Origin of the sequence: Chelatococcus sp. YT9 (assembly GCF_018398315.1) — a bacterium.
In the GTDB taxonomy this organism is placed as follows: domain Bacteria; phylum Pseudomonadota; class Alphaproteobacteria; order Rhizobiales; family Beijerinckiaceae; genus Chelatococcus.
On sequence record NZ_JAHBRW010000001.1, the window covers coordinates 4,227,464 to 4,249,395 of the forward strand.

Sequence of the window (21,932 nt, forward strand, 5' to 3'; positions counted from 1 at the left end):
TTTCTCCTTGCATCCGCCCATGTTGCAAACATGGCGGGGCTACTTTGCCTCGGCGTCGATCCTCACCCTCCCCAACAGCGCCGGATAGGCCCGCGCGATGTCCGACAGATCATTCATATCAAGCCCGGTCCCGTGCGCCTGGATTGTTATGTTGAGGTTTTTCCGGGAGCCGCTGGCGAATGAACCTACGGCGTCGGAGATCGCTGCAACGGAGGGGGACGCTGCGAGCGTGCTGCTGACCATGGCCCTCACTACTTCGGCCAGGACCTCTCTTACGGCCGCAGGGTCGCTGCCCTGAAGCCGCGCGACATACCGCGCCATCAGATCGCCAAGGCCGGAATCGATGGCAGAGACCGTAACGAATTTGACGGCAAGATCCGGAACCACCGCTAGTGCTTCATGAGGATCCGCTGAAAACAGAGCCTTGCCTACATTTACGATCTCGCCACTGACAAAGACCCCGCCGAGTTCCCGCCCCGTAAGCGACAGCTCGCGGATGCTGATCGTTTCATCGTTCTCGTTCCAGATAAACGCGACGCGCGCTGTGCCATTGATGCCCGTAAGGCCCACCTCCCTCAAGGCAGCGACCCCAGGCAGGCTGACGCCCTGCGGTATAGCGAAGCTAATCCCGAAGCTGTCGATCTCAACCGACGTCGGGATAGCGCTGCGATAATTCGCAAACTTCGCATCGAAGCTCAGGATTTCCAACTTTTGCCGACCTCCTCGGTCGGCGGGAAGCGGGATGAAGAACACCGCGTCCTCGAATGAAAGGCTCTCAATCGCGGCGATAGCCGAGCGGAGTTCGGCGGTCAGGGAGAGAAAGTTGAGTTCCTTGGGCGCGGCCTTCAGTGCGTTGATGGAACCCATCAGATCGATCGGCTTCAGGGCGACTTTGCGCATGGAGCCAAGGGGTTCACCGGCGAACCGGACCGAAAGGCTGTCCATGGCGAGTGCAGGATTGACGCCGCCGCGTATGGGACCCGTTGCCATCCCTTTGACATCGACCGTCATCTCGGGTGTGCCAGAGGTCCTCGCCTCACAGTGCAAATCTTGCAGGTGGCCCTCATCGGCTTCGAAACCGGCAACCACGCTCTGATAGGCGGACAGAAGCCACGCCAACTGCGCGATGGTAGCCGAGTTGCGCGCCTGATCGAGGTCCGACATCAGCGCCGCGAAAGCGCGGGACGGCGTTGAGTTCGGCTGAAGCTTCATCGCACCAACGGCAATTGCGCCGATCGTGCAATTGACGTCCCGCGAGGTAATCTTGCCGCCAGCGACAGTTGTCTTCGCAGCGATGTCGCTTGCGCGTGCCGCATCGCCCGGCCCGCTTCCGTCGTAAAGCGTCAGCAGGGCTTCCATACTGACGTCGCGCATGACCACATTCGCAAGGTGCGCGCCTCCCGTCCGCATTCCCAACGTTATGCGTTCGATTGTAACGATCGCGGCCCGGCCGGCACGAATGTCCTCCAGGACAATGTTGGTCAGGCTGAGGCCCGGTGAGCCGCCCTGCCCCACCCCATCGCCTGGAGCGGCGAAGGATATCGTTATTTCCGGAACAGAAATACGCTTCGCGTTGATTGCTTTCATTCCGCGAAGTCCGCGCGCGCCGCTGTTCAGAATAGCTTTCAACCGCTCCCCTGTCAGATTCATGCCCGGCAGCGCGATTGTGGGGATCGACAGCGACTTCACGAAACTATCTGGGGCCAGATCGCCTTGCGCGGTCGTCGGTCGCTGTCGGGGATCGGCGGTGTCGGAAGCCGCTGAAGCCTGAGCGGCGCCGAGTGCCGCTAGCGCGACAAGGACGCTACGAAAAATCCCGTTTATCCTCATGACGCTCCCCTTCCGCAAAACGAGCAGGTCGTAAGAAGCAAGATCGGATATTTGCAGATATCGGCTCTGAGAAAGAGAAAGACAGACGGCGTATGCAGCGGGAACCGGCGGTCTGAGCAATCAACCAGCCGTACGACGCGGCCCTAAGCCTTTGGATACCGGCGCAGCCATCGGTGATAGTTCAATGGCATGCATGCTTGCTTTTCGAGGCGCCAACGATGGAACGTCGCATGCCATTGGGTATTGCGGCATTCGTTCCGCCGCCACCTTCGGCGGTTCTGGTCCGGGAAGGCCGGCCTTCACAATTGCGCGTCGATACTGACGCCTGTTCACGAATAAATGCCCACCGAGGACGGATGCCGTTCAGGGCAGATCAGCCAGAGAAGCAGGGCCAGGACCGGGCGTGATCAGTGTCGGCCACTGGTTGGACCCGAAAGGCACCTTGGGCGGCAGGTGGGTCGTGATGCCGCGCGCCTTGGTTTCAGCCACGATGCTGTCACGCGCATCGCCCCCCATGAGCTCATAGTCCATCAAATAACGGCTGCCGAAGAAGGTTTCACCCACGGTCCGGTCCGCGATGATGCGCGTCAACGACTCGAGCATGTCCTGCGGAGTGGAGGTGAAGGAAACCGTCTCGATCAGGATCAGCCGCGAGTTGATGTCCTCCGGCGAGAAGAACTGGGCGAGCACGCTGTACAGGACGTTGTTCTGCCGCGCGACATAGATCGTGTTGCTGGCGGCGTAGACCTTGCCCCAGTCATCACCCAGCTGCTTCTTCCAATCCGCCAGCACGCCCATCCAGTGCTTCACCTGCGTGTCGGCTGCCCAGCGAATGTTGAGCTTCAGGCGGCTTTTTTGGTTTGCCGCGAAAGCCTGGACCTCCGCGAAGCTGACAACCTTGCCGTCGGTTACCTTGTCGATGAAGGCGATATTTTCCTCGATCAGTTCGCGATTGTTGGCACGCCATTCATCGGGCATGCTGGTTCTGTCGAGGCTCTCCAAAGCTGCCTTCAGCCGCACCCGATAGGCGAGAAGCGAGGGCTGGAAGGAACCGTCGTCCTGTTTGCCGATATGGGGGCCCGCGACGACACCGAGGGCCATCGCGCTGTGGCCGACCGACTTCAGAAGCTGATAGACATCAGGTACCTGCGGCGCCTCTAGAGGCGGCTTGCCCGGTCGGTACAAGACGAAGCGGCCGCCGGCGCCGGAGAACAACCCGAGGATCACCGGATGTTGCGACAAAATGCTGGCCTGCACCAGCTTGCTGGCATCGCCGTAGAGCTGGAACATGCCCGTGTTGAGGGCGATGACATTCTGCTTGGCGGTTTCGGCGGCGTCGGGAACCCTGGCTCCCACGATCACGTCCATATAGCCGGGAATGCCCGATTGACCCTGCGCCCATGCGGAACCAGCCCCGACACCGCACAACAACGCCGAAAGTACGGCACCGCATAATGTTTTCACGCAAGTCATCGACGTTTCCCCCAGCTCTTGATGATCTGAGACGCTGTTCCGCTCTCGACCATTTTCATGCGTTAGAACGACGCTTTACGGCATATGACGCATCTCGGCCGTGACCCTGGCTATGGACAGGCGGCACCGCTTTTGACCCAGGCCTCGACGAGCCCCTTCGCTTCCTTCTGTGTGCCCGGAGCCGGCGTGCGGCCGACGCCAGGCGACCACGCCCAGCCGACAAGGCCGTCGTCGCCGATGTGATGCACAATGTCGGGGAGGGACATGCCGCCATTGCGTGCCGGATCCTTCATCTGCACGCAGATTTGCCCGAGTGTCTTGCCCTCCCAGACCATCTCGACCGGGGCCATCGCCCACGGCTCGTGGCCAGGCATGCGGGCCGGGTCGAAATTGCCCTTTTGGTGGCAGGTCGCGCAACGCATCGCCGGCAGGCCCATGCCATCGGCGCCACGGAACACCGGCGGTTGGTGCGGACGCTGGTTATCCCCCTGTCGCGGACGGTCACCGGCGGAATGGCAGTTCATGCAGCGCGGGCTCATGATCACCTTGCCAATTTCGCCGAACAGCGCCACGGAGCGGGCGCGCTCGTCAGTGATGGTCGCGAAGCTCTCCGGCGCTGCGAGCGTGTTCGCGGGCGCGCCACGCACCGAATGGGCCGCGACGAAACCGCCAACGAGGCTCACGGCCACGGTGGCCAGACAATGGCATGAGAAGCGCGAGATGGAGATCATTGCCGCCCCCCCTTGAGAGGAGGCGCCGTCTCCCCGGCCTTACCGGTCTCGCTCTGAAGGTAGCGGGCGGTATCCGCGAGAATCACATCACGGACCGCCTGATGGTAGCGAACGTAGCCCGTGCAGCGGCACAGATGCCCATCAAGTGCTTCAAGGATCGTCTGCTCGAGCGCGGCGCGGGGAATGGGGTTGGCCGCGAGACGCTCCAGCAGCACCTGCCCCTCATTGAGAAAGCCGGCGGTGCAATAGCCGCATTGGAAGGAGAAGTGTTCAATGAATGCGGTCTGCAGCGGCGTGAGCGTCCCCCCCGCCGCATGGCCCTCCACCGTCCGGATACGCCTGCCATTGAAGTTGACCGCCGGCACGACGCAGGTCGGATTGGTGTAGCTGGTGCCGTCCGGCTCGTCGATGATCACGACGCAACTCAGGCACTGGGCCGCACCGCAGCCGAACTTGGTGCCGGTCATGCCCAGCACCTCGCGCAAGAAGTCGTTCATCGACAGATCGTCACGAACCTCGATGGGACCGTGCGCACGGCCATTGATGGTCAAGGACAGGGCAGTCACGTCAGGACCCTCTTCAGCATATCCGGCGTGACAGGCAGAGACTGGAAGCGGTGGCCAGTTGCATCGTGGATGGCGTTCAACAACGCCGGCACGACGGGAATCATGATGACCTCGGCCATGCCCTTGGGTTGCTCCCGGGTCGAGACGGCGGGCAGCACCTCGATCTCCAGGCTATGCAGCGGCAGATCCGAGGCGCGCGCGACCACGTAATCGCCGAGATTCCAGCGTCCATTGCCGGGGCCATCCTCGAAAGGCGGCAGGGATTCGAGCAGCGTATAGCCGACGCCCATGGCAAATCCTCCCTGCGCCTGGCCCTCGACCAGCTCCGGCACGAGCACCTCGCCGCATTCGAACACGCTGTAGGCTTCAGCGATGCGCACCGCGCCGCTCGCCGGGGTGATCTCGATGCGCACCGCCGTCCCGCAGGACGACGTGAACGCGGTGCCGATACGGTTGTAATCCGTTGGTGGGAAGAAAACGAAACTGCGGTCCAGCGCCGCGAACGCGCCGCTGCCGCGGCGTACCGCCAGCGCGTCGATATCCGCCGCCCAGTTCATGCCGCCGAGCGGAAATGCCGCCTGTGCCCAGGCCCATCGCGAAAAGGCATGTGCCATCGCGCCGGTAACGTCGCCCCGCTGATGGGCTCTCGCCGCCACATCGGCCTGGGCGAGCGGCGGCAGGCCGGACAGGATGAGCTCGTTATCCTGCCAGAAGGCCTGCTCAAACAGGAATTCACGCGGATCGCCGGCCTTGATACCCCACAGGTCCAGCGCCGCCGGCCACAGCCCGAAGCGAAAGACAACCCGCGCAGCCTTCGCCGCCGCCTGTGTGCCGACATGCGCACCGATGGAGGCGCTTGTGGCGGACGAGATCTCCGGCACCCAGCGCGGGTTCTTCGCTGCCGCGTCCTGTTCGGCCTGGCTCATCGTGTAGGGATCGCCTGTCGTGACGAGGCCAAGCTCATCGAACATGTTGATGCGTGCGACGTTCACCGCATCGGCCGTTCGCCCAAGGATCGCCGCGACGCGCCGCGAGATGGCTGTGCCGATGCCATTGCCCATCTCCACCGCGTCCGCATGGATCGTGATGGCGCCGTCGGGCGCGACCTCCACCCGACCGAGCGAGCAGTCGGCGCCCGTGCCGTAATCCTTGGTGCAGCAGGCAATCCCTGTGCCCACCAGTACACCCTTGGCCGAGGCCTTCCGTGCTGCGCGATCACGCCAGATGGGGTGAGCCGCAAGCTTGTCCAGGATCTCCGGCGTGCGTACCGAAACGGTCCACGGATTCCCCGTCATGGTGCGGCCGCCGGTCTTGAGGAGATTGCGCCGCCGAAGCTCGATCGGGTCGATCTTCAGAGCGCTGGCCGCCTCATCGATCAAGGTCTCCAGCGCGGTCAGCGTCTGCAACGTGCCATAACCACGCATCGAGCCGGCGGTCACGCCGCGCGTGTATTCCGCGACCGTAGTCACGTCCACCTTGGGGATGTCATAGATGCCGATGGCGGCGGTCGCGCCGACCACCGCGACGCTCGCCGAATAATTGGCGAGGCCGCCTCCATCGAGAACGTGATCGGCGGCGAAAGCCAGCATTTTGCCGGTCGCGCGGTCGATGGCGATCTGCGAGCGCATCTGGAACGCGTGCCGCTTGATCCCGCCCTGAAACTGCTGGAAGCGGTCATGGGCAAGCCGGACCGCGCGGCCAGGCATGAACATCGCCGCGAGTGCGACATAAAGCGGAAAAGGTGTATGATCGCGCCCGCCGAATCCACCGCCGATCGAGGCAAACCGCGCGTTGATGCGCGCGGGTCGAAAGCCGGGTTGCGCCTCACCCAATAAGAAGGCCACGGAACTTGCAGCCTCGAAGGGTGATTGCACGCCGAGCAGGATGTCCAACGTCCGAGAACCCGGCTCATACCAGGCAAGCCCGCTTTCCGGCTCGAGGAACATCGGGTCGATCGACTGCGTCTCGAAGCTCCGGTCGAGCACGAACAGGTTCGGCGCCGGCGTCGCGAGAGACTGGCGGATCTCCTCGCCGAAGGCTGCGCCCTTGGCATAATCGCCGCCCTGGGCCACGGGAAGCGGCTTCCAGATCGGACGGCCGGAGCTCTCCGTGAAGCCGGGGCCGACCCAGCCTTCCTGCACGGGGGAATAGATATCGGGGGCCTCCGGGGTTGGGCCGGCAACCCGCGTAAAGCGGAGAGCCGCATAGTTGGGCTGCTTGATCGGCCCGGTCTCGCCACCGAAGCGCACGAGCTCGCGGTTGCGGAACGCTGTGCGGGCCCGGTCGAACGCGTCGAACCCCTCAAAAAGCAAGAGCGCCACCGGCTGGCCGAGATAAAGCGGCGTCTGCCCCGGTGGGCAGAACAGATCCCCGGCATAGAACGGGGGAACCTGCACGCCTGCCTTGGCGAGATCCTCCGCTGTCACAACCACCGTCGGCCTGGACCCGGCTTCGAGCGCAGAAAGGTCAATGCCCTCGTAGGTATGCGTCGCATCCGGTGCCCGCACCAGCAATGCATGAGCCGTCTCCGCCGGCCAGCCGGGCATGTCGGCAGCACGGAAATCCGAGGGATAGAGCTTGGCCCCTGTCACCTTGGCAAAGCCGTCGATCCGCCCCTTGGGCGGGAACGGCGAAGACTGACCACCCACCGGCGCGCCCGCGGTTGTACCAGGGTTCTGTGCACCCGCAAAGCGGCTCATGCTGAGCATGATGCCGCTCACGGTTCCCCATCTCAAAAACTCGCGCCGCGAGGGATGCATGTCTTCGCGATCCTGGGAGAGTACAAGTAATGTAGGAAAACGGTCAGCATTCCAAGAAACGAAACGCCGGACGTCTATTCTTTGGGAGAACCTAATTTAGCGAAGGAAGACATCTGGACCGCCCGTCAAAGCGTTGACCCGCCTCAGCAAGCCGCCATTGATCTTCGACTTCGCAACCCTCTCGCAGTCGTCGCTGGGATGAGAGCATCCCATCAATGATTTTATTTCGACCATAGTCTATTCGCTGCCCCCCGCATCGAATCCGAACTGTGCTTCTGGTTATACAATTCTATACTGATCGCACAAACGCTGCCCTGGAAGACCTGCAAACCGCCGACACGGGAGTCCTATTTTTGCTTTCCCGTGGCGTCCGACGCGACGAATCTGAACCCTGTCTGGAATAGCTCTAGCAAATCAAAAGTGGTAGTGCCTATTCCCCCATTTGAGGGATTTATATTAAGCCTAACGGGGAATTGGGAAGCACCGCCCCCGCGTGGGAAGCCGTTTCGCTTTCGCGGCTTCAAACGCGATTGACGCAGGTCCGCGACGCGCCTGATCGTGAAATCGAGCTCTGCAACGGGCCTATCGGTGCCCGCCATCGCCCATCTGGAAGCGCCTCAGCAGTGTCGTGTGAGAGCTGACACCGAAATGGCTGTAAACAGCTTTCTGATATTGAGCGACAGTATACTCGGACAATGCCAGGCTGGCGGCCATTTCCTTGCGCGTGCGGCCATCAAGCAGGAGATTGAGCACCAGCCGAAGCCGTGGCGAGAGCCGTGGAACGGTAACCCCCCGGTCCGTGGGCCATCCCTGTTCATGCAGCCAGGGCAATTCGCTGAGAAGAATATGGGCGATCCTGGCTTCGCGCTCGGAAAACGCGGGATCGTTTCTGCGCCGAAAAATAGAAATGGTGCTGACGGCGCCTTTGTCGATCGGCCGAAGCGAAAACAGGAACGGCCCGATATCCGCGTTACAAAGATAGGCATTCACGCCTGAGGCGGCAAAGGTGTCCTCATCGACGATCTGCTGTCGAGCCCGCGTAATGTGCGACGCCTTCTGACGCAATTCCCCGAGGAGTTTCTCCGACGTCCAGGCCATGTCGGGATGACCGGCCGCCTGGATCAACCGGGAATAGCGCTCATCGTCGAAGCCACCATGCGCCATGCCGAGATAGATGGGCTGCTCGCCCGGCTGGACGGCGCAGCCAAGGCTCCAGGTCCATGCATCCGCCTTGACGAGGCGGCAGATGCCCTCCACCAGCAGCCGCTTCACGCCGGAGAAATCACGCCGAGAGGCGATGACCTCGCCAAGCAGTCTGACAATGTCACGCACATCCGCCTCGGAGAGCACGGCATCGGGGTCGGGGGAGGACAGCGTGATGTCGGGATTCATACGGCGCCCAATAACGGATCGACGGATACTGTTGTATCCTCAATAAACCACTGAGTGCCAAACAGCTCCAAGCGCGACGTTAGTGACGGCAAGTCACGGCGTCAATCTAGGCGGCCAAACGATGAGTTTTGAGCGGCGGTAACTGCCGCATGTGGTGAGTTCAACAGGACAACGCCGTGTTTCTTCCCGCATCGGTTTTGAACGCTGGCAACGCAGCCGCTGCCGCGATGCCAACGCTTCCCGCCGCTCAGACGACCGCCGGGATTCCGCGCTCGACCATCAGGATGTGGTCAAAGACGAGCACGGTCTCGCCCTTCTGGTTGAGAACCTGGCCGCGTTCGACGACACGACCTACGTTCGGTCGCTTGGGATCCCCGGACTTTTCGGCAATGGTAAGCAGCGTGTGGATGGTGTCGCCGATGAACACCGGCTTGACGAAGCGCATGCGGTCATAGCCATAGGTGAAGGCCGCCGTGTTGATTTCGGAGGCCGTGAGCCCGACGCCGATGGTGAAGACCATCGTTCCATGGGCGATACGCCGGCCGAAAGGCGTGGTCTTCGCGAATTCCTCATCCATATGGTGAGGAAAGAAATCGCCGGAATGGCCGGCGTGCACCACGAAATCTGTCTCCGTAATGGTCCGCCCATGGGTCTTGCGTTCAGCGCCGATCACATAATCATCAAAATACTGAGTTGCCATTTTCCATCCCTATTCTTTATCGATTTATACTTGATCTCAGCACTTTCCAGAGTGGATAAGATCAAGAAGGTTCGTCGGCTATGGAGCGAGACACGCGATGCCGAACCAACGGACTGTCTCTTCAGGATGAGGGGCGCTCCTTTTGCGAGCGATCCTTTTGCCGCACCTCGTCCAGCCAGCGTTGGTAGTCGCCAGCGCCGATTGCCCTGGAAATCTCCTCCGCCACCGCCCTCACCCGGTCGCGGGCCGTCGCCACATCCTGGCCCAGAGCCGGCACCGCGAGAAAGGGCATGGCGAGAACGGCGGCGACCTCGCCGCGCACGTTGAAGATCGGCCAGCAGATGTCGACGACGGCATCGAGCCATTCGCCCACCACCTCCTCGTAGCCTCTCATCCGGATCTGCTCCAGCCGTGCGGCGAGATCGCCCCGCGCAGGTCTCCGCTCGGCCTTGCCCGTAGTCTCGCTGTTAAGCAGCTCCGCGTAGCCCAATGCCAGCATAACGCGGCCAGAGGCGGTCGAGGCGAACTCGTAGCGCGTGCCCGAGCGCACGAAAAGGCCGGCCTGGCCGGGCGATTCGACGCCTAGGATAACAAGCATCTCCCCCTGGTCCGCGACAGAGAGGTGGCAGGACTGAAGCAATTCACCAGCCAGCGCCCGCATCAATGGCAGCGCCACATCGATGAGGCGCTTGTTCGGCGGATAGCCGTGCGCCAGCTCGAACAGCCGCGACGACAACTGATAGCTGTCGTCCTTCAGCCGGGTGATCCAACCGCGACGATTGAGCACGGTAAGAATGCGGAAAAGCTCGCTCGCCGACCGCCCGAGGCTTTGGGCGATCCCGCTCTGGGTGACAGGCTGGTCCTGCACCGCCAGGAACTCGATCACATCGAGGCTCTTCTCCAGCGCCGGCACCGTGTAGGTGCGGCCGCTGCCACCCCCGGCCTCGTCCTCGGCTTCGTCGACGCCTTTTCGCATGCTCTTGACAGACTTCATCATGGCATCCTAGGTTTGGCATATAAAAATTGTTTTCACTAGTAAAATATGCAGCCGATCCCGAGCGGGCGCCTGCATCCAGGGAGGGTCATATGTCTCTTAAGGCATTGATGTCGGCTGTTGGGATTTCCGTCGCACTCGTCGGAGCCGCGGCGGCACAGGATTACAAGCTCCGTTTCGCGACATCGGTCGCTAATACGGAGGAGGCCTCCTACAAGGAGATGCAGGCTCTCGCCGCGCGCGTCAAAGAGCGATCAAAGGGTCGCCTGGAGATGCAGCTCTTCCCGGCGGAGCAGCTCGGCGCCCAGAAGAAGGTCAACGAGATGATCTCTTCCGGCGCCAATATCATGAACATGACGGACTATGGGCAGCTCGGCCAGTTCGTGCCGGACGCCGGTGTCCTCGCGGGCCCTTATATCTTCGGCAGCCTCGAGGAAGCCGACAAGCTGTTCGCGTCGCCCGTCTTCAAGGACGTCTCGGACAAGCTTGAGCAAAAGGGCATCAAGATCATCATGGCGAACGGCCTGTTTGGCGCGCGCCATATGCTCTCCGAGAAGCCCATCCGCAAGCCCGACGACCTCAAGGGCCTCACCGTGCGCGTCCCGCCCTCCCCGATCATGGTCGAGACCTTCAAGGACTTCGGCGCCCGGCCGACGGAAATCCCGTGGGGCGAAGTGTATAACGCGCTGCAATCGAACGTCGTCAATGCGGCAGAGGCGCCTTTCGGCGCGATCTGGGGCTCCAAGCTGCAGGAGGTCCGCAAGGTCGTTTCCAAGACCAACCACCAGCTCATGTTTACGGCCTGGGTGACGAGCACAGGCTTCTTCGACAAGCTGCCGGCCGACCTGCAGGCGATCCTGATCGAGGAAGGCAAGGTCTCGGCGAAGAACCTGACGAAGGCGACGGTGGAGCAGGACGACCAGTTCGCCAAGATGCTGGAGAAGGCAGGCGTCACCCTCGTCACTGACATCGATGTGGCCGCGTTCCAGAAGGCCAGCGCCGGCGTCTACGAGAAGCTGCCGAACCTGACGCCGGGCTTCGTCGCCAAGGCCCGCGCAGCCATGGGCGCGAACTGATCTTAACCCGCGCGCCTTTCCTCTGAGGGCGCGGGAACCGGATCTATCCGACTGCACAGTCGACCGCCCCTAACCCTCGGGGAGGTCGTTTGGAGCTTGGCCGCAAGCGGCCAAGCTCCAGCGAGTAGACCAGGCGGTGCCTCTCTCCTGCGCGAACAGCCAAGTCTTTCCAAGAACATTGATGCCGGAGTTCCGTTCATGACCTCTCAATCCGCAGCGGGCGCGCCTGTCGTGGGCTGGCAGCGTGTGCTGATGTGGCCCCTCGAGGAGATCGTCGCCGGCGTGTCGATGGTGATCGTCGTGGGCTCCGTCGTCTGGGGCGTCATCACCCGCTACATCTTTCCCCAGCCGGCCGCGTGGAGCTACGAGGTTGCGACCATCGCTTTCGCCTATGTCGTCTTCTTCGGGGCGGCGGCTGGCGTACGCTACCGCCTTCATTCCGATATCGACGTGCTCGTCGTCATGTTTCCGGAGCGTTGGCAGCGCGTTGTAGCGATTTTCAACTTCTGGCTGCTGGCCGCTTTCTTTGCGTTCCTCGCAATCTTCTTCGGCATCCACGCCGTCGACGCGCAGAAATCATTGACCATCGCGCTCAACCTGCCGCGATCGGTCCTCTATGCGCCGCTTGCGCTGGCGTCAGCGATGATGCTGCTGCGGCACGTCCAGCTCTGGGTCTCGCCCGAGAGCTTCCCCGGCCATATCCACGAGGCCAACATCTCATGACTGCGCTTTCGCCCTGGCTTCCTTCCATCCTCATGTTCGTGCTGTTCGCGCTGCGCACGCCCATTACCTGGGCCATGGCGATCCCGGCGCTCCTGTTCTTCATCCTCAACCGCAACGACGTGCCGCTGTCGACCTTCGCGCAAGAGATGGCGGAGGGCACCCAGTCGATCTCGCTCCTCGCGCTGCCGTTCTTCGTATTGGCCGGGGCGATCATGAACGCGGCCGGCATCACGCGCCGCCTGCTCAACGTGGCCGAGATCCTTGTCGGCCACATGACCGGCGCGCTCGCGCAGATGTGCATCGTGCTTGCGACGCTGCTCGGCGGACTCACCGCCTCCTCGAACGCCGACGCGGCCATCCTGTCGAAGACGATCGGCCTGCAGATGGCCGAGCGCAACTATTCGCGTGCCTTCGCCGCGGTGGTCACCTCCAGTTCCTCGATCATCGCTTCGCTGCTGCCGCCCTCTATTGGCCTCATTATCTACGGTTATCTCACGGAGACGTCGATCGGCCGGCTGTTCGCGGCCGGCATCGTGCCAGGCCTCTTGATGTGCGCCGGCATGATGATCACCACCTATTTCGTGGCGAAGCGCCGCGGCTACGCGCCCCAGCGCACCAGCCGCGCCACCCTGCCGGAGGTGAAGCAGGCTTTCCTCGACGGGCTTTGGGCCCTGTCGGTACCTTTCGTGATCCTGTTCGGCACGCGCTACGGCATTTTCACGACGACGGAATCCGGCGCCGTTGTCGTCGTCTATGTCCTGCTCATCGGCCTCATCGTCTATCGCGCATTCTCCTGGCGGCAACTGCCGTCGATCATCCAGGAGGCCGTGCTCGACACGAGCGCCGTGATGATCATGATCTGCGCTGCCTCGGCGCTGGGCTTCTATCTCGCGTGGGAGCAGGTGCCGCAGAAGATGGCCTCTGGCCTCGCCAGCTATGAGTGGAGCCCGCTCGGCCTGCTCCTCACCATCAACGTGTTGCTCATCATCATCGGTACCGCGATCGAGGGCTCCTCGGCGCTTATCATTCTGACGCCGATGCTGCTGCCGCTCATCCAGAAGGCGCATATCGATCCGGTGCAGTTCGGCATCGTCATGGTTGCCAACCTCACGATCGCCGGTGTGACGCCGCCTGTCGGTGGCATGATGTACATCGCCTCGCGCGTGCTCCGCGTGCCGATGAAGGATTACGCGATCGAGGTGGGTCCTTTTCTTCTCATGATGATGGTGCTCCTCGTCATCCTGAGTGCCTTCCCAGGCCTCTCGCTCTGGCTTCCTAATTTCTTCTACAACTGACGGGATTGATACCGTGGCTCAAACTATCCTCCGCGGCATGACGTGGGACCACCCGCGCGGCTATGATCCGCTCGCTCGCGGAGCCGCCAGCTTCGAAGCGCGCCACCCCGGGCTCTCGATCCAATGGGACAAGCGGAGCCTGCGCGAATTCGGCGAAGCGCCGCTCGAAGACTATGCCGGGACTTACGACCTCATCGTCGTCGACCATCCCTTCGTCGGCTTTGCCGCCGCCCATCCCTATCTCGTCGATTGGGCGACCGTGCTGAGCGATGCGGAGAAAGCAGGCTTCGCCGCCGACAGTGTCGGCCGGTCATGGCCCTCCTACGACTACAAGGGGGGCATCTGGGCCCTGCCGCTCGATGCGGCGACGCAGGTCTCCTCCTGCCGGCCGGATCTTCTGGAACGGCTCGGCGCGGAGATACCGAAGAGCTTCGAGGAGGTGATCGCCCTGGGCCGCCGGGCGAGAGCCAAGGGCCAGTGGATCACCACCACCGCCTTCCCCACCGATGCCATCAGCACGGTGATCTCGATCGCCGCCAATCTGGGGCATCCTATCGTCGATGAAACGGAGACCTTCCTGCCGCCCGCTCTCGGCCGCGAAGTCCTGAGCCGTTTCCATCAGCTCGTCGATGTCTCCCATCCGCGGGCGACGGCCATGAACCCGATCCACGCCTATGAGGCGATGGTGTCGGGCGACGACATCGTCTATTGCGCCTATGCCTACGGCTACACCAACTACGCCCGGCACAACGAGCGGCCGCGGCTCAAATTCGCCAACGCGCCCGCGCACGGCGATCGCGGACCGGCCGGAACACAGCTCGGCGGCACCGGCATTGCCGTCAGCGCCCTGTCGAAGAACCGCGACATCGCCACCGCCTATGCCAAGTGGCTCGCCGGCAAGGAGCATCAGAGCGGGGACTATGTGGCCCTCGGCGGCCAGCCCGCAAGCCTTGCTGCCTGGACGGACGCAGGCAACGACGCGCTCTGCGGCGGCTTCTTCTCCGACACCCTCGCCACGCTGGAAAGCGCCCATGTGCGGCCGCGCTTCGACGGCTGGATCCCGGTGTTCGAGCATTTCGGCGAGCGCATCACCGCCTGCCTCAAGGGCGAGATCGACGATGCCACGCTGATCGAGGAGCTCAACACCCAGTTCGCCACCTCGCAGCGCAAGGCCGGTATCGGCGGGGGTGGCTGACATGATAAACACCGTTCCGCGCCCGCTCGAGGGTCTCATGGTGCTGGACCTGAGCCAGTTCCTCTCCGGCCCGAGCGCCGCGCTGCGCCTCGCCGACATGGGCGCCACCGTCATCAAGGTGGAGCGCCCGGGCACCGGTGATCTCTGCCGCCAGCTCTATATCTCCAACCTCGAACTCGATGGTGACAGCACGCTGTTCCACACCATCAACCGCAACAAGCGAAGCTATGCGGCCGATCTCAAGAACCCGGCCGATCTCGTCAAGCTTTGGAAGCTGATCGAGCGCGCTGACGTCCTCATCCAGAACTTCCGGCCGGGCGTGATCGACCGGCTCGGCCTCGGCTACGAAGCAGTCGCCAAGGTCAACCCGCGCATCGTCTACGGCAGCGTGACGGGCTACGGCCCGGACGGCCCCTGGGCGGATCTGCCCGGCCAGGATCTCCTTGCCCAGAGCCGCTCGGGCTTCGTCTGGCTCAATGGCGATGCCGGCGACGGACCGGTGCCCTGCGGGCTCGCCATCGCCGACATTCTCTGCGGCGCCCATCTCGTCCAGGGCTTGCTCGCCTGCCTCGTTCGTCGCGGCGTCACCGGGCAAGGCGGCCATGTGGAGGTGAGCCTCCTGGAATCGATGCTCGATTTCCAGTTCGAGGTGTTGAGCACCTATCTCAACGACGGCGGCAAGCAGCCCGAGCGCAGCGCCATCAACAACGCGCACGCCTATCTCGGCGCGCCCTACGGCCTCTACGAGACGCAGGACGGCCATATCGCCATTGCCATGGGTTCGGTGGTCCGGCTCGGCGAGCTCCTCGGCTGCGAGCCGCTACAGGCCTTCGCCGATCCCAAGTCCTGGTTCGACAGCCGGGACGCGATCAAGGCGCATCTCGCCGCACATCTCAAGACGCAGACGACGCAACACTGGCTCGACCGACTGGTGCCGGCCGACTACTGGTGCGCGCCGGTGATGACCTGGGGCGAGCTTCTGGAGACGGAGGCCTTCAAGCGCCTCGATTTCCTGCAGGAGGTCGCCCGCTCGAGCGGCGCGAGACTCATCACCACGCGCTGCCCGATCACCGTGGACGGCGACCGGCTGCGCGCGGGGCGCGGGGCGCCGAAGATCGGGGAGCACACCCGCGAGATCGACCGCGAATATGGCCTGGACATCGAGGAAGAGGTGGGCTCATGAGCAGGAACCCCAATCCCGATCCCGCCGCCCATGCGGCCATCCCCGTCTGGAACATGGAGACGTGGCTTTGGGAGGATCTCGAGGTCGGTGAGCGCAAGCGCTCCATCCGCCGGACCATCTCCGAGGGCGAGGCCATGCTCTTCAACAGCCTGGTGCTCGACATGCACCCCTATGTCGGCGACGAGATCTTCGCCAAGAATGAGGGCGCCTTCGGCCGGCGGCTCGTCTCGGGCGCGCAGGTGTTCTCCTACGGGCTCGGGCTCTTCGCGCACAATAACACCCAGAGCTTCAGCTACGGCTACGACAAGCTCCGCTTCGTGAAGCCGGTCTTCATCGGCGACACCATCTACGGCATCCGCACCTGGCTCAGGAAGGAGCCGAAATATCCCGACATGGGCCTCGTCGTCTGCTCCTACGAAATCTTCAAGAACGAGGGCGAGCTCGTGCTCTATGCTGAGCACCTGCAGACCGTGAAATACCGCGATCCGGCCAAGGCCCGCAGCGGCTCGCACGACATCCCTCCAGCTGCCGGTCCGGTTAGCAGCAGCGCGGAGAGAGATCGAGGAGGCGCCTAGCGCCGCGTCTCCACCGATGCCACCCCAACCTTCTCGGCCCCGATTGGAAAACACCGGGACCTCGTGATCGAGATGGCCGGACACGCCCGGCCATGACAAAGACGTCTCTGCGATCCAGTGCGATCGGACAATGCTCTAAGCACGACGGCCAGTGAATACATTCAGACCAACAAGCCGATCGATGATCAGAACGATGATTGCCGAGCCGATGACGGACCAGGTCGACACCGCCGCGATGATCGGCCTGTATTGATAGAGCAGGTACTCATAAATTTTGATCGGCAGGGGTTGCAGCTCACGCGGCGTGAGAAAGACTGAGATCGAGAAGTCGTTCCAGGACGTGATGAAGGCGAATAGAAAACCGGCGATCACACCCGGCTTGATAAGCGGCAGCGTGATCGAAAGGAAGGTTCGCCAGGGCGAAGCGCCCACGCTGCTCGCAGCATCCTCCAGCGCAGGATCGAGATGCTCGGTGACGGCGGTGATCGTCCTTACGGGATAGGGCATGGTGATGATGACATGGCCAATCATCAGGATGAACAGGTTGGTCACGCCGAACGCGTACATGATCACCGAGTAGAGCGCCAAGGCGAAGATGATCGAGGGCACGAGCAGCGGCCCCATGAACGCCAGCGTGAGTATCCGCGCGACAGCCGGCGGCGCCTTCCTCAGCTGAAGCGCGACCGGTAACGCGAAGAGCGTCGAGATCGCTGCCGCCACGGCCGCGACGACAAAACTGATCAGCGCGCCATTGACAAAGCTGCCCTCCGTGAGCGCTGCGATCATCCAGTGAAGGGTCAATTGCCGAGGCGGAAAAAACATTGCCTCGGCGTTCAATGCGGCGCCTGCGACCACCACGAGCGGGGCGATGACGAAGATAAATGCGCAGGATGCGGCGATGCCCAGCCCCGTCGGCCATGGCCAGCGCGCCTGCCCGCTCGACATTGTTGTGGTGGCGGTCATGTCGCTTTCCTCGCCGTCCGGAACGTTCGATTGATGGCGAACAGGTAGATTGCCGTGATCACGATACTGAGGACTGTGAGGCTTATCCCGACGGCCGCGGCAAACGGGAAATTACCCTGCACGGTGGCCTGCTCGTAAGCCATCATGCCCATCATTCTCACCCGACCGCCGCCCATCAGGGCGGGAATGGCGAATGCCGCGGCATTCAAGGTGAAAGCTATGAGCGTGCCTGCGACCACGCCCGGCAAGGACAGTGGAAACGTCACGGCCCAGAAGGTCCTGAACTTGTTTGCGCCAACACTTGCAGCCGCTTCCTTCAGAGCCGGATCGATGGCGGCGATGACGCCGATGAGGGGCAGCACGACATAGGGCACTGCAATTTGCACCAGCCCGATCAGGACTCCGAGTTCGGTGTACATGATGCGCACTTTCGGCATTCCAAGGAGCGTCAGCACGCTATCCACAAGCCCGCCGCTCATCAGAAGGACGTTCAAGCCGAAGATCCGAATAACGATATTCACGGATAGCGAGACGACCACCATGCTCGTCAGAAAACCGCGCCGGTCCGGAGGAAGTTCGGCGATGTAATAGGCGAGCACATAGCCAATGACCAAAGCGAGCACGGTGGACACCACCGAGAGCTTGACGGTCGTCCAAAGCGCGGTCTCCAGGTAGAACGGGTCTGTCCAGAACCGCGCGTAATGTTCCAGCGTACCGGTGAACACCGGCGGACTGCCGACCTCGTGTGTGGACATGCTCGTGGCGACGAGCCACGCCATGGGCACAAAAAAGAAAAGGATGACGAACAGGAACGGTACGAACAGCGGCGCGCGGGTGGCCCAGCTGACGCACCGCTCGCGAAAGCCACCGCGATCTTCAATCTGTGGCGATGACAGCGTTAGTGACATTGAGCCTCACCTTGTCTCCAGGTTTCAGGACGTCAGCATTCGATCGCTCCTGCAGGAAGATCGGCGTTCCCGGATCATGATCGAGCGAGATCCCGTACCGGATCGCAGACCCCTCATAGATCACGTCCCCCACCGTGCCCTCGAGCCCATTATCGAGAGGGTGGTCGCCCCGCCGTTCGAGCACGAACCACTCAGGGCGGACGACAACGGTGACCTTCTCCCCGGCCGCTTTCGCCAGGGGCGCATAAGCGCTGACGACCGCGCCGTTGGCGAGCCTGACTTGAGCCTTGTCATCATGCGCGTCGCCAACCAGCTCGCCCGCGAGAAAGTTGGCGCTCCGAGAAAGCCGGCTACGAAGCGGTTCGCGGGACGCTCGTAGACGGTTCGCGGATCCGCAATCTGCTGGATCCGTCCCGACTGCATGACGACGACCTGATCCGACATCGACAGCGCCTCTTCCTGGTCGTGCGTAACGAACAGCATCGTGACGCCGAGGGAGCGCTGGAGACGCTTCAACTCGATACGCAACTCCTCCCGCAGCCGGCGATCGAGATTGGAGAGCGGCTCGTCGAGAATGATCACCTCGGGGTCGATCGCCAAGGCGCGCGCCATGGCGACGCGCTGCTGCTGGCCGCCGCTGAGTTCCCGCGGGTAGCGATCCTTCAAGCCCGTGAGTTGCACCATGCCCAACGCCCGGTCGACGCGGCGGGTGATCTCCTCCCGCGGCAGCTTGCGAATGCGCAGGCCGAAGCCGAGAATTTCGGCCACCGTCATATGCGGCCAAAGGGCATAGTTCTGGAAAACAACACCAATATTGCGCTTGTAGGGAGGAAGATGCGTGACCTCCCTCCCCCGGATCGAGATGCGACCGCTATCGGGGGTCATGAATCCCCCGATGGCGCGCAGCGTCGTTGTCTTGCCGCAACCGCTCGGCCCGAGAACGGTTATGAACTCACCTCTCCTGACCTGGAGCGACACGTCGTCAAGGACGTTGAGCTCCCCGTAACGCTTGCGGCAATGCGACAGCTCAATATCAAATTGCTCAGCCATTAGCGTTGAACTTCCCGTTCCCAGCGCTGCTGCCACTTATCGTAAACCGAGACGATATACTTCCAGTCGGCGCTCTGCAGATCCTTCACGTTCTCAGGCGTGATCATGATCTTGGCCTGGACTTCCGAGGGCAACTTGGTTTCACGGTTCGTCGGAAAATATCCGAGCCGTGTTGCCATGTTGAGACCGGAGGCGGGGCTGAGCAGATGGTTGACGAGCTTCTGCGCCAATTCGCCATTCGGCCGACCCGCAACGACACTCAGCGTCGAGGCAAGGGGGAAAAAGCCCTCCTTCGGAATAGCGCCCTGGATTTTGAGGCCCTCGGTATCGCGCGCCCATGCGATGCGGCCGTCGGTCCACACGCTCATGGAAATCTGGTCGTTGCGATAGAGTTCGAGGTGATTGGCGTGAGCGTCGACCCACACGTCGATGTTCTTGGCAATCTTCGCCAATTCCGCGAAGCCGGCATCCGGGTTGCGCTCACTGCCGCCTGCACGCTTCGCGAACAGGGTGATAAGGTCGATGTTCTCGGGGCGGAAACCGCGCAGGGCAATACGCCCCTTATATTCAGGCTTTGCGAGATCGTACCAGGACTCCGGCGCCTTCACCTCCGCGGGATTATAGGCGATCACATAGGCACCGAAGTTCGCCGCGACCACCGCGTCTGAGTAAACGGCGTTCGGATACAAATTCTTCAGGTTGGGAACGAGGTTTGGATCGAGTGGCGCAAAGGCCTTCTCTGCCTCCATCCGGAGAGCGAAGACCGGATCGGAAACGATGACATCGACTTCCTTATTGCGGACGCGCGCAATATTGTTCGCACCCGAGCCGGCCACGATCGTGACCTTGACGCCATTGTCCTGTTCGAAGGATTTGACGCTTGCGGCCATCGCCTCGTCATAGGCTCCGCCAAAGCCACTGAGGACAAGCTCCTTCTGTTGCGCCAAAGCCGCGGTGCTCAGCCCGCAGGCCCCTACCATCATCGCACCCGCGACAACGGCTTTTCCAAATTTCCAGCTCATGGATACGCTCCCCTTTGTTTGGGCCTACTCTGTATTGAGACAGTTTTGAGGAACTAAATGTTCGCATCTGGCCTTAAGCCAGCACGCGAACATTCAATTTCGTATTGATTTCCCTCAGCAGCGCCTGTGGAGCATATCTTCGGTAATCAGCCGTTTCGCAGGACCGTCACCGGCAGTCCCCGGACGGGGATCAACTGATATTCTCTCAACAATCCATCAGGGCCGCGGGAAATCTGCTCTAGGCAGAGCCAAGGCAGCGAGTGGTCACCGTAACGACCCGCAAGCTGGTGAGCCGGCAAGCGCGCCCGCAGGATGCACCACACTGTCCGGAGCGCCACTAATAGAACTGCAATCAAACCAGGAAGCCATCGCGCCGTTCTCCTCTACCCGCATTATCTGCTTTTGGTCTATACATATTATCAGAAAGGCATGACCAATCAAGCCACAATTTCGCGGCCCGGGAAAGGGCGGTCCGCCTGCTGGGCCGCGAACTGCATTCTGGCTACGCGAGCTCAACCGTCAGCATGATCGGCGTCTTATCGCCGAAGTTGCTTTCAAGCACCGCACGACCAACCTTATAGATGTCATCGGCGTACTCCGGCAGTATTTCTCCGAGCACCGGCGTGGCGATATCCTCAGTAACCTCGCCGTATTGCACGATAATCTTGTTGCCAGTCCCCTGTGAGTAACGAATGCGCCCTACCGGCGCGTCGCACTGGCGCTCCTTCACGTTCACCTTGGCAGTACTGACGACGGGCGCCCAGGCATACATTGATTCACCGCTGACGACGGCGTGATCCTGCACCACGGTGAACGGCAAAGCCTCGATAATGTCGCTGCAGAGCTCCGGGTTTTCTCTGGTGGCGAGATGGGCAATGACACTGATGCCAAGCGGCTGCCACGTTAGGCGAACTTTCTGGCCGTCGGCGATTTTCACGCGGCGCGCCGGGTCTGCAAGGGCGGCGATGGAACCCTCGGGCGTCTCGTAGGTGAGATGCTTGCCGATGCTCCACGGAAAATAGTGGAACGACCACGCGGCAAGCCGGTTCAGATAACCGAGAAAGGCCTTGACGGCCTCGACGGCCTCTTCGCGGCTTGAAGCCGTCGGAAGATACTTCGTGATAGCTTCCGCGAAGGCGCCCATCTCCTGCAGGCCGCTGTAGCGCAGATAATTGCTGTACGCATAGTCGAACCGATGCACGAGCACGCAGGCCTGCTCGAGCGTGAACCGCTCGTCCTGGAATGTCAGGAGAAGCGGATACCAGGTGTACATGGATTGATCGCGAAGCATGCCGTTCACGAAATCCAGGTTGGTGAAATACTGGTTGTTGGTGCCCACCGCGAATGTCCCGGTGCGGATATCCCGAAGCTCCTGTGGCTCGGTACTTTCGTAGACCCTCGTCCTCTCTTTCACCGCGCTGACGACATCCCCCAAGCTTCCATATGTCATTTTGATTTCCTCTCTTGACCCTGCGGCGGCGGGCCGCCTGGAGACAG

Annotated in this window: 20 protein-coding genes; 6 read left to right on the plus strand and 14 right to left on the minus strand. The window is 62.1% G+C overall.

Annotation, left to right across the window (positions count from 1 at the left end; translation table 11 throughout):
• Positions 1-39: 39 nt before the first annotated feature.
• The 8 genes from KIO76_RS19445 to KIO76_RS19480 form a co-directional block, all read right to left on the minus strand.
• Positions 40-1,830: an aq_1923 C-terminal domain gene (locus tag KIO76_RS19445; RefSeq protein ID WP_213324786.1), complete on the minus strand. Its 1,791-nt coding sequence runs from the start codon at positions 1,828-1,830 to the stop codon at positions 40-42.
• Positions 1,831-2,193: 363 nt separating this feature from the next.
• Entirely contained in the window at positions 2,194-3,303 is a 1,110-nt protein-coding gene (locus tag KIO76_RS19450) for a hypothetical protein (RefSeq protein ID WP_249729654.1), read from the minus strand.
• Between the two features lie 110 nt (positions 3,304-3,413).
• Entirely contained in the window at positions 3,414-4,034 is a 621-nt protein-coding gene (locus tag KIO76_RS19455) for an Isoquinoline 1-oxidoreductase subunit (protein ID WP_213324787.1), read from the minus strand.
• Positions 4,031-4,600 carry a (2Fe-2S)-binding protein gene (locus KIO76_RS19460; RefSeq protein WP_213324788.1) on the minus strand — a complete coding sequence of 190 codons (570 nt, stop codon included), beginning with the start codon at positions 4,598-4,600 and terminating at the stop codon, positions 4,031-4,033. Before KIO76_RS19460 ends, KIO76_RS19455 begins: the two co-directional genes overlap by 4 nt.
• Positions 4,597-7,359 (minus strand): xanthine dehydrogenase family protein molybdopterin-binding subunit, encoded by a 2,763-nt coding sequence (locus KIO76_RS19465; RefSeq protein WP_213324791.1) that lies wholly within the window; start codon positions 7,357-7,359, stop codon positions 4,597-4,599. Before KIO76_RS19465 ends, KIO76_RS19460 begins: the two co-directional genes overlap by 4 nt.
• Positions 7,360-7,941: 582 nt before the next feature.
• Positions 7,942-8,751: a LuxR C-terminal-related transcriptional regulator gene (locus KIO76_RS19470; protein ID WP_213324793.1), complete on the minus strand. Its 810-nt coding sequence runs from the start codon at positions 8,749-8,751 to the stop codon at positions 7,942-7,944.
• Between the two features lie 247 nt (positions 8,752-8,998).
• On the minus strand, positions 8,999-9,451 hold the full coding sequence (locus KIO76_RS19475) for a MaoC family dehydratase (RefSeq protein ID WP_213324794.1): 453 nt from the start codon (positions 9,449-9,451) through the stop codon (positions 8,999-9,001).
• Between the two features lie 121 nt (positions 9,452-9,572).
• Positions 9,573-10,445: an IclR family transcriptional regulator gene (locus tag KIO76_RS19480; RefSeq protein WP_213324795.1), complete on the minus strand. Its 873-nt coding sequence runs from the start codon at positions 10,443-10,445 to the stop codon at positions 9,573-9,575.
• A gap of 92 nt (positions 10,446-10,537) precedes the next feature.
• On the opposite strand from KIO76_RS19480, the gene KIO76_RS19485 reads away from it, so the two are divergent.
• From KIO76_RS19485 to KIO76_RS19510, 6 genes are all read left to right on the plus strand, one after another.
• Entirely contained in the window at positions 10,538-11,521 is a 984-nt protein-coding gene (locus tag KIO76_RS19485) for a C4-dicarboxylate TRAP transporter substrate-binding protein (RefSeq protein WP_213324796.1), read from the plus strand.
• 198 nt (positions 11,522-11,719) lie between these two features.
• A complete protein-coding gene (locus KIO76_RS19490; RefSeq protein ID WP_213324797.1) occupies positions 11,720-12,244 on the plus strand; it encodes a TRAP transporter small permease in 525 nt (174 codons plus the stop codon).
• On the plus strand, positions 12,241-13,539 hold the full coding sequence (locus KIO76_RS19495; protein ID WP_213324798.1) for a TRAP transporter large permease: 1,299 nt from the start codon (positions 12,241-12,243) through the stop codon (positions 13,537-13,539). Before KIO76_RS19490 ends, KIO76_RS19495 begins: the two co-directional genes overlap by 4 nt.
• A 13-nt stretch (positions 13,540-13,552) precedes the next feature.
• On the plus strand, positions 13,553-14,734 hold the full coding sequence (locus tag KIO76_RS19500) for an ABC transporter substrate-binding protein (protein WP_213324799.1): 1,182 nt from the start codon (positions 13,553-13,555) through the stop codon (positions 14,732-14,734).
• Between the two features lies 1 nt (position 14,735).
• Positions 14,736-15,917: a CaiB/BaiF CoA transferase family protein gene (locus KIO76_RS19505; RefSeq protein ID WP_213324800.1), complete on the plus strand. Its 1,182-nt coding sequence runs from the start codon at positions 14,736-14,738 to the stop codon at positions 15,915-15,917.
• The gene (locus tag KIO76_RS19510; RefSeq protein ID WP_213324801.1) at positions 15,914-16,492 is read left to right on the plus strand and encodes a MaoC family dehydratase; all 579 of its coding nucleotides are present in this window, start codon (positions 15,914-15,916) and stop codon (positions 16,490-16,492) included. Before KIO76_RS19505 ends, KIO76_RS19510 begins: the two co-directional genes overlap by 4 nt.
• A 135-nt stretch (positions 16,493-16,627) precedes the next feature.
• On the opposite strand, the gene KIO76_RS19515 is transcribed toward KIO76_RS19510, so the two are convergent.
• The 6 genes from KIO76_RS19515 to KIO76_RS19540 form a co-directional block, all read right to left on the minus strand.
• Positions 16,628-17,455 carry an ABC transporter permease gene (locus tag KIO76_RS19515; protein ID WP_213324802.1) on the minus strand — a complete coding sequence of 276 codons (828 nt, stop codon included), beginning with the start codon at positions 17,453-17,455 and terminating at the stop codon, positions 16,628-16,630.
• On the minus strand, positions 17,452-18,363 hold the full coding sequence (locus tag KIO76_RS19520) for an ABC transporter permease (protein WP_213324803.1): 912 nt from the start codon (positions 18,361-18,363) through the stop codon (positions 17,452-17,454). The genes KIO76_RS19515 and KIO76_RS19520 overlap by 4 nt, the downstream gene beginning before the upstream one ends.
• On the minus strand, positions 18,332-18,547 hold the full coding sequence (locus tag KIO76_RS31635; RefSeq protein ID WP_213324804.1) for a TOBE domain-containing protein: 216 nt from the start codon (positions 18,545-18,547) through the stop codon (positions 18,332-18,334). The genes KIO76_RS19520 and KIO76_RS31635 overlap by 32 nt, the downstream gene beginning before the upstream one ends.
• A complete protein-coding gene (locus tag KIO76_RS31640; RefSeq protein WP_213324805.1) occupies positions 18,484-19,413 on the minus strand; it encodes an ABC transporter ATP-binding protein in 930 nt (309 codons plus the stop codon). Before KIO76_RS31640 ends, KIO76_RS31635 begins: the two co-directional genes overlap by 64 nt.
• Positions 19,413-20,435 carry an ABC transporter substrate-binding protein gene (locus KIO76_RS19535; RefSeq protein ID WP_213324806.1) on the minus strand — a complete coding sequence of 341 codons (1,023 nt, stop codon included), beginning with the start codon at positions 20,433-20,435 and terminating at the stop codon, positions 19,413-19,415. The genes KIO76_RS31640 and KIO76_RS19535 overlap by 1 nt, the downstream gene beginning before the upstream one ends.
• A gap of 502 nt (positions 20,436-20,937) precedes the next feature.
• A complete protein-coding gene (locus KIO76_RS19540; protein WP_249729655.1) occupies positions 20,938-21,870 on the minus strand; it encodes a cucumopine synthase-related protein in 933 nt (310 codons plus the stop codon).
• Positions 21,871-21,932: the final 62 nt, after the last annotated feature.